General features: G+C 52.6%; 7 protein-coding genes. All 7 read right to left on the bottom strand.

Going from position 1 to position 14050, the window contains the following annotated elements; all coding sequences use genetic code 11:
- Nucleotides 1-65 precede the first annotated feature (65 nt).
- Nucleotides 66-1556: an MDR family MFS transporter gene (locus gpAD87_RS25340; RefSeq protein WP_064641632.1), complete on the bottom strand. Its 1491-nt coding sequence runs from the start codon at nucleotides 1554-1556 to the stop codon at nucleotides 66-68.
- Entirely contained in the window at nucleotides 1553-1789 is a 237-nt protein-coding gene (locus gpAD87_RS25335; RefSeq protein WP_064641631.1) for an MbtH family protein, read from the bottom strand. Before gpAD87_RS25335 ends, gpAD87_RS25340 begins: the two co-directional genes overlap by 4 nt.
- Nucleotides 1790-1801: 12 nt before the next feature.
- Complete coding sequence (locus tag gpAD87_RS25330) at nucleotides 1802-9040, bottom strand: amino acid adenylation domain-containing protein (RefSeq protein ID WP_231952842.1); 7239 nt, start codon at nucleotides 9038-9040, stop codon at nucleotides 1802-1804.
- On the bottom strand, nucleotides 9037-10086 hold the full coding sequence (locus tag gpAD87_RS25325) for an isochorismatase family protein (protein ID WP_064641630.1): 1050 nt from the start codon (nucleotides 10084-10086) through the stop codon (nucleotides 9037-9039). Before gpAD87_RS25325 ends, gpAD87_RS25330 begins: the two co-directional genes overlap by 4 nt.
- A 78-nt stretch (nucleotides 10087-10164) precedes the next feature.
- Nucleotides 10165-11778: a (2,3-dihydroxybenzoyl)adenylate synthase gene (locus tag gpAD87_RS25320; RefSeq protein WP_064641629.1), complete on the bottom strand. Its 1614-nt coding sequence runs from the start codon at nucleotides 11776-11778 to the stop codon at nucleotides 10165-10167.
- 3 nt (nucleotides 11779-11781) lie between these two features.
- A complete protein-coding gene (dhbC, locus tag gpAD87_RS25315; protein WP_064641628.1) occupies nucleotides 11782-13116 on the bottom strand; it encodes an isochorismate synthase DhbC in 1335 nt (444 codons plus the stop codon).
- A 23-nt stretch (nucleotides 13117-13139) separates the two neighbouring features.
- A complete protein-coding gene (locus gpAD87_RS25310; RefSeq protein ID WP_064641627.1) occupies nucleotides 13140-13925 on the bottom strand; it encodes a 2,3-dihydro-2,3-dihydroxybenzoate dehydrogenase in 786 nt (261 codons plus the stop codon).
- Between the last annotated feature and the right edge of the window lie 125 nt (nucleotides 13926-14050).

Genomic DNA, 14050 nt, shown 5'->3' with positions numbered 1-14050 from the left:
TTAGTATCCAGTGGACTGCATTCACGCACTCCTGATCTGAATGGATATCATATTCATCTGCCAGGCTACAGGACTTTACCTTTCGATTGTACAGACGATTCCTGTGTCAATGATGGAGATTTCTTTTGCCTCCGAAAGAGACCCTGACCGCTGTTTTTCCGTATCGTTGCAGCCGCGTCAGCATCACTGATTTTCAGGGCAAAGCATAGACCAATCAACAGAAACGCAGCAGCCCCCAGCAAAGCCAAACGGTACGCCAGCATATTCGGCTCCATCGCTCCAGCCGCAGTCACCGTCGTTGTACCCACGCCAGCCAGAACAGCAGACAATAACGCCATTCCAATAGCGGAACCCAGCCGATTTTGCACCGTGAACCAGGTGGAGGCTCGTCCCATGGAAGGAGGCGGTATTTGGGCAAACGAAGCAATCTGTACCGCGCCTACCGTCTGTCCCAGGAAAATCCCTACACCAAACAATAACGCACGAATGAACCACGGATTTGTATCCACTGTGATTTGACTAAGCGTAATGAAAATGATAGCCGTGCAGATCAGACCCATGGATATCAGCTTACGCGGACCCAGCCGCGGATATGTCCAGGGCACAAGCTGCGAAGCGATCATAAGTCCCAAAGCTTCCGGAAATGTGGTTAGCCCTGTCTCCAGCGCAGAGGCGTTTAGCACGTTTTGATACATCAACGGAAATACATACAACATGCCCAGCAGACCCGCTGCTCCGCATACGGATACCAGACCCGAATAGCGGAATAAACGGTCTCTCAGCAAACGCAGATCAAGCAAAGGCTGCTTCGCGCGCAGTTCGGCAAACACGAGCAACGTGAGCAGGATGATCCCTGTAAGGCCGGCTCCAATAATAAGAGGGGAAGTCCACCCTCGCAGCGGACCCTGACTAAGAGCGTACATCGTCAGGGCGAGTCCTGGGGCAGATAATAACCACCCCGGTACATCCAGTCGACCGGCTCCCTGTTCTCTGTGCTCCTTCAGATACAGCATTCCGAAGATCACCGCCGGAATGCCGACGGGCAGATTTACATAGAAGATCCATCGCCAAGAAAGCTGGTCCACAATTAATCCGCTCACAATCGGCCCCAGGGCCGGGGCCAGCGCAATGGGCAGTACGAGCATTCGGGATACCTTGGCCCGTTCCTGGGGAGGAAAGGTTCGAAACAGCATCGCCATCCCTACAGGAGTAAGCAGACCACCCCCTGCACCCTGCAAAATGCGAAAGAATGTCAGCGTACTTAATTGATCGGCCGTTGCACAGAGTGCAGAGGATATCGTAAACAGTGCCAATGCAGATAAGAAAACTCGTTTCGTTCCCCAGCGATCACCAAGCCATCCTGCAACAGGCAGGAATACAGCCAAACTCACCAGATAACCCACATTCAAGGTACCCGAGGCAGCCGGGGGAATCCCCAGCTCCTCACTGATGGTTCGTAACGCTACGTTCAAGACCGTTCCATCCATGGCTACCATAAACATCGCCAGTACGTAGACAATGCTCACGATGACCTTGGGATTCAGACTGAATTTCATCTGCTAGCCTCATGAACAGCCCCAGGCATACCGATTTCATCACAAAGACTTAACGGTTTCAGGTCTGTCCATTGCTCGGCGATGTAATCGAGGCATACCCGGCGCTTGGCTTTGCTTAGCATTACAGTCCAACCCGCGGGTACTGCAAGAGATGCAGGCCAGAGGGAGTACTGCCCCTCCTCATTGATTAACACCAGATAATTGCTGTCTTCATATTCAAATGGGTTGCTCATCGCCTTATCCTCCTATTTATGTTGAATTTCGTGCTGGTTCAGCTCCTCCAGCTTGGCGGCCAGTGTTCGGCAGATTTCCTCCAGCGGTCCAGGCTGACAGAGGTCTTTGTGACGGCAAGCGATATCATGCCGTTCCAATTGGCCTCCGATATACGCATTCCACATTTCCGGTTCAATCGGGTCAAACCAGTCCGGAATAATGGTGGAACGGAAGAAGATCAGATCCCCCTCGAATCGGGATGGCGTATAGGCCCCCAAGATCCGTACGGAATTTTCATAGGTTTTCCGCAGCTTCATGATTGTCTCTTCATCCAAACTTGCCAGTGCACTGCCCTCACTGCGCAATATGCGCATAGCCGTTGCCATATCCAGCGGTCCATCCCCAATGCTGTCCGGATCATAACCACCCAGTGCAAGCAATGCCGTTAACGCTTCTTCCTCATCCGGTTCTCCGCGAATCGGCAGATAGTGGCTCGGATACGCATCCAGCATGGCGAGAAACTCCACTTCTTCCCCTTCCGATTGCAGCTGCACCGCCATGGCCTGCGCAACATTGCCTCCGAGGGACCAGCCCAGCAGGCGGTATGGCCCCTCAGGCTGTACCGAGCGGATATGGCGGATGTAGTCTGCCGTCATATCTTCCAGTGTAGACGGAAGTTCCTCAACCTCAGCAATTCCTCTGGCCTGTAACCCGTAGAGCGGATACTCCATGCCCAGATGTTTCATCAGCCCGGCGTAACACCAGCCAAGTCCTCCTGCGGGATGGACACAGAATACAGGCAGATGCTCCCCATGCGTTCTGAGCGGCAACAGCACCTGAAGCGAGCTTTTTCCGGAATCCGAATCCATCTCCAATCGCTCCGCCAGTCCCGCTACCGTAGCTGTTTCGAACAAAATGCCGATGCCCGGCTCCCGTCCCATCGCTTCACGAATGCGGCTCATTAAGCGAACAGCCAGCAGCGAATGGCCACCCAGCTCGAAGAAACTGTCGTCAATACTCACACTCCGCATCCCCAATACTTCGGCAAACAAATCACAGAGGATCTGCTCCTGCGGGTTGCGAGGCGCTCTGCCACCTGCCGTTAATTGCATGTCAGGTGCGGGAAGTACCTTGCGATCCAGCTTGCCATTCGGTGTAAGCGGCAGGCTCTCCATCGCTACAACCGCAGATGGAACCATATAATCCGGAAGACTGGCAGACGCATGACGACGCAAGGCCGTCGATTCCGATATCGTCCCTGTGTCCGAAGCCGGAACGATATAAGCTACAAGACGTTGATCCCCCGGCTGGTCCTCACGGACGATTACAGCAGCCTGGGCCACGCTTGGATGCCTTGCCAGCACTGCTTCAATCTCGCCAAGCTCAATGCGGAATCCCCGAATTTTCACCTGCTGATCCGCCCGGCCCAAATAATCGAGAGAGCCATCATGCAGACGCTTCGCCAAATCTCCTGTCCGGTACATACGAGTACCTGCCAGACCGTATGGATCAGCAACGAATCGCTCAGCTGTAAGATCAGGTCGGTTCCAATAACCACGAGCCAGACCTGCTCCGGCTACATACATTTCTCCGGTTACTCCTGTCGGTACAGGCTCCAGTTGACCATCAAGCACGTATACCCGAAGATCCGGTATGGCGCATCCAATCCAGCTGCTCGCACCTTCCGTAGAACTGCCTGCATGCAGTTCCTGGTAGCTGACATGAACCGTCGTCTCGGTGATGCCATACATATTGATGAGTTTTGGCGCATCATCAGCATGGCGTTCATACCAGTCATCCAAGCGACCAAGCTCCAGTGCCTCGCCTCCAAAAATGACATAACGGAGTGCGAGCCGCTGTCCCCAGGCCGGATTTTCCCGGTCAGCCTGCATGAGATGGTAGAATGCGGATGGCGTCTGGTTCAATACGGTCACCTTTTGCTCAGCAAGCAACTGCAGGAACGCTCCAGGTGAACGGCTGATCTCATGAGGAACAACGACTAATCTCCCTCCATGCAGCAGCGGTCCCCAGATTTCCCAGACGGAGAAGTCAAATGCATAGGAGTGGAACAAGGTCCACACATCACTCGCGTCAAAATGGAACCAGTGCTGCGTGGCATCCAATAAACGGATGACATTGGCATGCGGAATAACGACCCCTTTGGGCTTGCCTGTCGAACCCGAGGTATAGATCATATAAGCCGGACTCAGAGGCGTCACACGCCCATTGCGTTCACTATCCGCAGGGTTTCGATCATCCAGCATCCCTAATTGATCCAGGATATGCGAATCGTCCATATTAATACACTGAATTTCCGCCACCTGCGGAAGCAAGGTGTTTACCTCTGTACTCGTTAACATTACTTTCGGTGCTGCGTCTGTCAGCATATGTGTCAACCGGTCTGCCGGATAATTGGGGTCAAGCGGCAGATATGCGGCCCCTGCTTTTAGCACAGCGAGAATGCCCACAACCATTTCAACGGAGCGAGGCAAGGCCAGTGCTACCATTTGTTCCGGTGCCACACCTTGACCGATCAGTAATCTGGCAAGCTGATTGGCTCTTGCATTCAGCTCCCTGTAATTCAAGGTGATATCCTCACAGGTCATGGCAGTCGCTTCCGGATGAGCCGCTGCTTGTATTTCAAAGCGCTCGGCTATGGTCAGTTGCGCATCCTCACTTAGCGTAAAAGACCATTCTTTTTCAAGCTGCGCCTGCTCTGTCGGGGTCACAACATGAAATCTGCTGATTCGTTCATCCAACTGCTGCACTGCATCTTCAAGTACCTGCATCAATCGGACCACAAGTTCACCTGCAGTAGATTCCCGGAAGAGATCTGCACTATATTCCAGCACACCTTCAATTCCGCCTGCAGATCCGTTATGCTCACGCTGCTCTGTCAGCTCAAGGGTTAGATCAAATTTGGATGAACCCACACCATGCATGCGGGTTTCCGCCGCAATATCCGGCAGATCAAGACGAATATCCGGTGTATTTTGCAGCACAAGCATCACTTGGAAGAGTGGATGTTTGGAACGGGATCGAGGCGGATTCAACACTTCAACCAACCGTTCAAAGGGCAGATCCTGATGTTCATATGCAGCCAGATCGACTTCTCGCACACGGGCCAGCAGCTCGCGGAATGTTGGATCACCTGAACTGTCAGTACGCAGCACAAGGGTGTTAATGAACATACCCACGACTTCATCCAGCGCATCATCGCTCCGTCCAGCAATCGGTGTTCCTATCGCGATATCCGTTCCTGCCCCCATTCGGGTAAGCAGCAAGGACAGTGCCGAGTGCAGCACCATGAACAGGCTGACTTTATTTTCCCGTGCGATGACCATCAATTGCTCATGCAAACGTTGACTGATCGTAAATGGCACCGATCCACCGCGATAACTGGACACGACTGGACGGGCGTAATCCGTAGGGAATGTAACCTGCTCCGGTAAATTGACCAGCTGGTTGCTCCAGAATTCCATCTGTCTTGCAATCAGACTGTCCTGCTGTTTCTCATCCCCTAGCAATTTCTCCTGCCACACCGCATAGTCGGCATATTGAATGCGAAGCGGCACCCAGGCAGGTGAAGAACCCCGCAAGCGTGACGCATAAGCCTCCGACAAATCGCGGATGAGCGGCGACAATGACCATCCATCCCCGGCAATATGATGGAGCAGCAACAACAGCACATGCTCATCCGCGCCGATTCTGAACAACTCGGCACGAATGCCTGGTTCAGTGGAAAGCTGGAAGCTGTAGCGTGACGCTTCTGTCAGAAGCTCGGGAAGCTCCTGCTCGGCAGCAGCGGTTACATTCAATTTCACTTTAACGTCAGCAGCATTCAGAATATGCTGGCTCGCAGATCCCATTTCAGGCGGATACAACGTTCGTAATGTCTCATGACGGTCTACAATATCCTGCAGGGCGTTCTCCAGAGCATCCGTATCCAGCTTCCCGGCCAATCGGGCAACCAGCGGAATATTATACGTCGGATTGGCGCCTTCCAGACAATACATGAACCACAGTCTCCGCTGGGCAAAGGAGAGCGGAAGCTCCCCCTGACGTGAAACAGGCTGAATAACAGGTCTAACCGATTTTGCCTGATCCAATCGTTTGGCTAGGCCTGCTGCGGTTGGAGCTTCAAATACACTGCCAATGGTCAGATCTGCACCGAATACATCACGGATACGTGCTGTAATTCGTCCAGCCAGCAGGGAGTGCCCACCCAGTTCAAAGAAATCATCGTCAATGCCCACACGACCAACACCAAGAATCTCAGCGAACAGACTGCACAGAATTTCTTCTTGTGGCGTGCGCGCCTCCCGTCCATTGGCATTTGACAGCAAAGTAGGCACAGGAAGCCGTTTGCGATCGATCTTTTTATTCGGTGTCAGCGGCATCTCAGGCAATAGCGTGAATGCAGAAGGCACCATGTGATCCGGCAACGCATCGGCCACGTAAGCTCTTATTTCTGCTAAATCCATACGATTCTCGAGTTCAGACTCAGCCACTACATACGCTGCCAGTCGATGGTTCCCCGGTTGGTCCTCGCGAGCCATGACCGTGACCTGAGCTACGCCAGGATACCTGGAGATTACCGATTCAATCTCGCCCAGTTCTATCCGGAAACCTCTAATTTTGATCTGATGATCTGCACGACCCAAATAATCGATAGAACCATCCGGCAGCCATTTCGCCAAATCTCCTGTACGGTACATCCGACTGCCTGGCTGACCGAAGGGATTGGCTACAAAGCGTTCTGCGGTCAGATCAGGCCTGCCCAAATACCCGCGCGCAAGCCCTTCGCCTGCGATATAGAGTTCCCCTACTACACCCGAGGGTACTGGCTTTAAGCCTTGATCCAGCACATATAGCTGCGTGTTGCGAACCGGACCACCAATCGACGGTTTCCCCATCGCCCCTGTGTCGAACGATGCAGCCGTGGAATAAATGGTCGTCTCGGTCGGGCCATACTGGTTATTGACGTGACACCCCAGTTCCTGCAAAGAAAGCTTCAGTTCCTCCGTCAGCGCCTCTCCTCCGGTAATCACGGTTAGCCCATCGAATCGCCCTGGGCGGCTCGTCACCAAAGACTGCCATAACGTAGGCGTAGCCTGCATGATGGTGGTTCCCAGCTCTCTCATCTTCCCAGCCAGAGCTACCGGATCAAGAATCGTCTCTTTGTGTGCAATATCCAGCCGGGCACCCGTCGTAAGCGGCAGAAATACTTCCAGTACAGATATGTCAAAAGCAATCGTGGTCACCGACAGCCAGTGGTCCTGAGGACCAACCTGTAGTCTTGTCTTCATATCCTCAAGCAGATTCGCCAGCCCCAGATGGGTTACGGCTACGCCCTTGGGCTTACCTGTGGAGCCTGAAGTGTAGATAATATACGAAGGATTGAGCAGAGAAGCTGTACTTGTCAGATCATCACCTTCGGGATTACTTCCAGGCCGGCGACTCACTGCCGTAGCAGTATTCGGTTCATCCATGACCATCATCGGTACACTGGATGTTGTCGGCAGATTGGAAACATGGTTCATTTCCGTCACCACACAAGCAGGCTTGGCATCCTCCAACATGTAGATCAGACGCTCTTCGGGATAGTCAGGATCAAGCGGCAGATAAGCGGCCCCCGTTTTGTGGACAGCCACAATGGCGATGACCACTTCGAGCGAACGAGGCAGAGCAATGGCCACCCGCTGTTCCGGTCCTGCCTGATATCGTTGTATCAATTCATGAGCCAGCTGATTTGCCCGTTCATTCAGCTCCGCATACGTCAGGGATTCCCCCTCGAATGTTAGCGCCGTTGCAGAAGGCGTGCGGCGTACCTGCTGTTCAAACCGTGCTGCCGAATTGCTTTCGCCCGTCACCTCTCCTTTTCCATTCCATGTCACCAATACTTGCTCGCGTTCGGCAGGGAGCAGCAATTCCAGTCGTCCCACCATTTCCGTCTCCATGCCTTCCTGCATCACCAGGTTCAGAAGCTGCATATATCGAAGCTGATGGTTCAGCAGTTCGGAATCATTGTAGATAGACGGATTCGCATCAAAATCAATACTCAGCCCATGACCATGTCCTTGGTCCACCACATGAATGGACAGATCGTCTACCGGGCCCGTGGACAGGTTGTGAATCATACCGCGCTGCCCCGCGAAGTTCAATTCATGATGGAATGGCATGACATTAATCATGGGTCCGAACAGGCGACGATTCTCTCCAAGCAGCTTCAGATCACGCCGCAGATCCTGGTGGCGATAGCGTTGATGTTTGCGTACCGCCCGAATCTCCTGCACAACTTGTTTCAGCAGCTCTGACACGGTCAGATGTGACTCTACATTGAGACGCAGCGGAAGTACATTCATGACCATACCCGGAACCCGCAGGGATGTTGATCCCAAACGGCACATCACGGGCAGGGCCAGCACAACATCGGTCGCCCCTGTCATTCGGTGAACGTAAATGGACGTTGCCGCTACAAACAAATCCGGCCAAGTCACACCGAACCTTGCCGCTGCCGCCTGTATTTGCTCACGCTGCGAGTGTGTAAGCAGACCGCTCTGTCTCAGGAAATAGGTAGAGGTTCGCGGAGCCCGTTCCCCCAGGCTGACTACATCCGGTTCATCTGCATACCGATCCATCCAGAACTGACGATCCTGCTCCTTGTCCACTGAGCCAAGATAAGCCTCGTCTTCCTGAAGAACGGCTGTCAACGAGCCAAACGACGCCCCCTGCTGCACTTGATCTACACCTTCTCCTCTTACACTTGCAGAGTATAGGCTCGCCACCCTGCGGGTAATCAGCGAAACGCCGTATCCATCGATTGCGATATGATGAATGCGCTGGTACCAGTAATAACAATCATGGCTCACCTGGAACAATGCCTCCGTGAAGAGTGGACCTGTCGCCAGATTGACGGGATTGGCCAGATCATTTTTCATCCAGGCAAGTGCTGCTGTGTGGGGCTCCGGTTCCTCCCTCACGTCGATGACATGAAATGTCCAATGATCCGGGTTGCTGTTCAAAGACTGCCATGGACCTTGTTCATTTTCGCCATAAACCATATTCAGCGATTCTGCTTCCGAAACGGTCTGTCGCACACTTTCTTCGAATCGTCTGGCGTCTACGCTACCCTCGATGACCACATACTCGGCGGTATTGTACATCGGATTGTCCAGATTCAACTGCTGAGCGAACCAGATGCCGGACTGTGCAGAGGACAAGGGCCAAGCCGTGTCCCGACTGTGCGACGTATGCACTGCCCCGCTCAAAAGTAGTCTCCGTTCGGAAGTACCTTATTTTTGGCCTTATCCAGCAATGCTGCCCATGCAGCCAATGTAGGCAGCTCCGCCAGATCCACGAACGTTACCCCCGCTCCTTCCACTCGAAAGCGCTCAGCCAGACTCATAATACGAATGGAATCGAGTCCCCACATCTGGATCAGATCATCGTGCTCTCCAATGTTGGCAGGCTGCTCCTGGAGCATCTCTCCAACCTGATTTCTCAATGCTTCCAACGTGACTTTTTCAACGCCATGACTTCCGTCCTGAATTGGCTCTGCTGCGGATGCCGTTTGCTGCTCAGCCTCCGATACAGCCACCTGAGCAGATGCAGCATAGGAGCGTTCCCCTTGCTCACCCACTTCGGATTTCAGTGCTCCTTCATTTCCGTCAGCGGCAGAATCATTTAGCGATTCAAGTAAACGTCCGGTTGTCAGTGTTACCGCGCACCTTTCTGCTGCATACGTCAGGGCCATGCGATGTTTTTCCGCCGAGAAGTCAGCTACTGCATCCGCAACCAGGAACGCCTGAATGTCTCTCATAAAGGCTTCACAAGAGGTCATCAGACATCCGATATGAGCATAAATACCGCAAACGATCAGTTGATCACGGCCATCCCGCTGCATTAGTTCGAACAGTTCTGTTTTCTGGAAGGCGCTATATCGCCATTTGGTCATGAACGTATCCTGCGGAGCGGGTGCGAGCGCATCAATAATCTCTTTTTGCACAGGTCCTCCATCAATTCCCGCACCCCAAAAGTCCAGCTGTAACCCACGCTGCTCCGGAGTCTGTCCGCCCGGTTGTGCGGAGTAGACCACCGGAATGCCAAGCTCATGACACTTCGAACGAAGTTGTGAAATATGATCGATCAGCTCCACAACAGGGGATTGCCCTGCCGTAAAGGCGTTCATAAAATATTGCTGCATATCATGGATCAGGAGTACCGAGCGCTTCGTATCCGGTGTCCATGTTACCTTGTTGACAGGAAGCTCCGACTCTACAGGCATTGCATAGGGTTGAATCTTTGGAAGTGCCATGAATATCCCTCTTTTCAGCTTTATTTATCACAATCATGTTCATCACTGCGCTGTAGTGCTATCTATCAGTCGTTACAATCAGGAGATGGGCTGTTTAGCCGTAATCATCTCACGCAACGCTTTTTTGCTTACTTTGCCAACTTGAGTTTTGGGAAAAGACTGCACAAACTCAATCCGATCCGGTATTTTATAGCTGGCCAGACCCCGATTACGTAGAAAAGATTTCACTTCGGCAGCTGACGGAGCTTCACCGCTCGGCACGATAAATGCACAGGAGCGCTCGCCCAGATATTCATCCGGCATGGATACCAAAGCCGCATCATGCACAGCAGGATGCGCCAGCAGATGATTTTCCACTTCCTCGGCTGCCACTTTATCGCCGCCACGGTTAATTTGATCCTTCGCCCGTCCTTCCACAACGAGATATCCACCAGCCGTAAGACTGGCAATATCTCCGGTACGATAGAAACCGTCCGTGGTAAACGATCTGGCATTATGCTCCTCAGCCTTGTAATAACCACGAATTGTATAAGGCCCTCGTGTCAGTAAATGCCCCGAATGTCCCTGTTCCACATCCATGTCCTCGTCATCCACAATTCGTACTTCGTCATACGGAGACATCGGCTTGCCCTGAGTGTTAACAATGACATGCAGCGGATCATCCAAACGGGTGTAGTTCACCAGCCCCTCCGCCATTCCAAATACTTGCTGCAAGGTGCTGCCTAGGACGGGTTGGACACGTGCAGCCACCTCGGCGCTGAATTTGGCTCCTCCAACCTGAAGCACCTCAAGTGAAGGAAGTTTAATCCCCCGGGTAGCCGCCGCATTCAACCATATGAGCGCCAGTGGTGGTACAAGAGCCGTTATGGTCACTTTATGGCGCATAATGAGTGGAAAAGCTTCATCCGGGCTGGACCCACGTGACAGTACAATGGTTCCACCTGCGTACAGCGTACCCAGGAAGCCGGGTGAGCTCATCGGATAGTTATGTGCTATAGGCAGAACGGCCAGGTAGACACTCTCTGGGGTAAGTCCGCAGACTTCCACACTTCTCCGCAAACTGTAGATGTAGTCATCATGGGTGCGGGGAATCATTTTGGAAAGTCCGGTACTTCCACCAGACAACTGTAGAAAAGCAACATCGGAAGAGACTGGCTCATGAGGCAGTGTGATTGGTGCTGCATAGACATCTTCCAAAGCCGTGAATCGCCCCGCTTCTCCCGCCACAAATACTTGCCGAAGTCCCGGAACCTCTGCCTGAACCTCTTCTGCCAGCGTACGGTAATCAAACCCTCCATCCTGATCAGGTATCACGTATGCTACGGCCTCAGAGAAACGGGCAAAATACGTAATCTCACTCTTCCGGTGCAAGGGAAGGGCGTATACAGGCAGGGCACCAATGCGGAATAGGGCAAAACATACCTCGATAAACCCCGTAATATTGGGCAGCTGGATAATAACTCGATCATGCTGTCGTATTCCTTTGGCATATAAGCCAGCGGCCAGACGATCCACCCGGTCGTTCAGCTCCGCATAGGTTAATTGTTGTTCACCACTGACAACGGCTACCCGATTGCCATATAGTTCAGCTCGCTGACGGAGCATGTCTCCAAACGTAATTCCTTCCCAGCAGCCTTCCTGACGATAACGTTCGGCAACTTCCTCAGGCCAGGCCTGAAATCCTGACAGCATCGTTCATTCCTCCTTCATACTGGACACAGATGAATCCAAACCCATGGCAAGCAGCATTGTTCCGAATTTCGCCGAGGTCTCTGCCAGCTCCGCTTCTGCTGTAGAACCTGCAACAATACCCGCTCCAGCGAACAGTTTAAGCGTTCTTCCTTCCACTTCCGCACAGCGAATCGTTACAGCCCACTCGCCGTCACCGTCACTGTCACACCAACCCACCATGCCGGTGAATAATCCACGTTCAAAAGGTTCCTGTTCTCGGATGGCTTCCCGAGCGGCCTGTACAGGCGTTCCACAGATTGCTGGTGTAGGATGAAGAGCAAACGCAAGTTCCAGTGATGATGTGTTCACATCAGCAAGCTCCCCGTGAATTTCTGTAGATAAGTGCCACATGGTACGTGTCTGGATCAAGGAAGGTTCTGCCGGGACGGATAGCTGTTTGCACAGCGGACGCAGTGCTTCCGCCACAGCCTCAATGACTACGGCATGTTCATGGCGATCTTTGGCTGAAGCTAGCAGTGCTTCTGCACGGCGGCGGTCCTCAGCGGGATCTTCACTCCGGGCAGCAGACCCGGCGAGTGGATTGGCTCTCACTTTGGACCCTCTCCGGGTAACCAGTAATTCGGGGCTCGCTCCGATATAAGTCCGCTGGGTTTCTTTTTCCGCCTCCACACCAGCGTGTTTATCCGTTGTTATATTACCTTTTACTAGAGAGAGTTTCGTCATCGGAACAGCAAATGTATATCCGTGTGTGTTATCCCTGAACAAATTACGGAGTAACTGATGCGTGTCCACAATCGTCTGTGAAGTCACATGCAGTGTACGGGATAACACAACTTTGTGGAGATTGCCTTGATTCAGATCCATCAAAACGTTGTTTACGCTTTGCTGAAATATGGCTCCGGCAGGTTCTTCACGTACCGCGCAACCCACCGCGGCTGGACGTTTTTCCACCAATGCTCTGGAGTCCGGGGATAGGGGTTCAGCCCATTGGATCTTTTCTGGTACGAATAGCTCCGCAGAAGAATGTATCGGATCGAACGGAATGGCGCCGACCACAATCGGTTTCGTTTGGCCCGAGCGTCTCGCCTTTTCCATCAACTGCTCCATCCGGTTAATGAAAAGCTGCGTTTCTTCATTCCGCTTTTGTTCACTAACATTAACCGCGCCCATGGAGTCAGGTGTATTCCCTTCCGATGCCTCCATGGCAGACCATCGAATTTGTTCCCCTTGAGCTAACAGGGTATGTTGCGGTGAAGACCAGAAAAAGGACGTCCCTTCCTGATATTGTTCCAGAAGGTGTAAGGCGGAAGTTGCAGCAACCGTACCCGCTTTTGACATGATTATCATCTCCTTATCTTGATTCAGGCACCTAGCGTGGCGCCTCCGTCCACACACAAGTTATGCATCGTAATATGTCTAGCCTGATCCGATACCAAAAAAAGCACACTATCCGCTATATCCGATGGCAACGCCAGCCTGTTCAGTGGTATGCCCAGTCGGTATGCTTGCTGGGAACCCGCGATAACGGCCTGTGCTCCCTGCTCATCCGCCCACAATGCACGCTGCATATCGGTATCCGTCGAACCTGGAGATACAATGTTACAGCGGATATGATCTGAGGCGTATTCAAGAGCCAAACATTTGGTGAACATGGTTGAAGCCGCTTTGGAGGCTACGTAGGCGGACATATGCATCCGGGGCACACCAGAAGCATTTGAACCGACAGTAACGATCGCCCCCGACTGACGTTCGGCCATGTATCGCACCACAGCACGTGACATGTAAAATACACCATGTGTATTCACGTCAAAAGTTCTTGTCCACTCTTCATCGCGGAGCTCACTCACAGCCCCCGTGTATAGTACTCCCGCTGCATTCACCAAAATGCCAATCGGACCTAATGTATTCTCAATACGCTGGATTGCATCTTCGACGAATTGATGATTAGATATATCCACAGGACAGGCTGTTGCTTGATAACCCTGACTATGCAGATCTGTGACCAGTTGATTCAACTGATCCTCTCGTATGTCGACAGCTGCAACAATAGCGCCCTGCTCAGCAAGCAATCTCGCCACGGCTGCACCGATGCCTTGCGCAGCACCGGTGACTACGGCTACTTTTCCATCAATTCCTGTGTAACTCACTCCTGTTCCTCCCTTGCATTACTGCTCCCTCTCCTGTTGGAGAGATATGTTAGCCTGCTGAACCTGATTGGATCATCCGTAAATCCGTCACATTTCGGTCCACTTGCCTTTCGCCCAATATCACG

This window comes from Paenibacillus sp. AD87 (assembly GCF_001659845.1).
Classification (GTDB): Bacteria; Bacillota; Bacilli; order Paenibacillales; family Paenibacillaceae; genus Paenibacillus; species Paenibacillus marchantiae.
The sequence above is the reverse complement of the archived record's forward strand: the minus strand, read 5'-3'. Positions and strand labels throughout refer to the sequence as shown.

What these genes read in the sequence shown, in the direction of transcription:
- gpAD87_RS25340 (WP_064641632.1), bottom strand. Translation starts at nt 1,556, where the DNA reads ATGAAATTCAGTCTGAATCCCAAGGTCATCGTGAGCATTGTCTACGTA.
- gpAD87_RS25335 (WP_064641631.1), bottom strand. Translation starts at nt 1,789, where the DNA reads ATGAGCAACCCATTTGAATATGAAGACAGCAATTATCTGGTGTTAATC.
- gpAD87_RS25325 (WP_064641630.1), bottom strand. Translation starts at nt 10,086, where the DNA reads ATGGCACTTCCAAAGATTCAACCCTATGCAATGCCTGTAGAGTCGGAG.
- gpAD87_RS25320 (WP_064641629.1), bottom strand. Translation starts at nt 11,778, where the DNA reads ATGCTGTCAGGATTTCAGGCCTGGCCTGAGGAAGTTGCCGAACGTTAT.
- dhbC (WP_064641628.1), bottom strand. Translation starts at nt 13,116, where the DNA reads ATGTCAAAAGCGGGTACGGTTGCTGCAACTTCCGCCTTACACCTTCTG.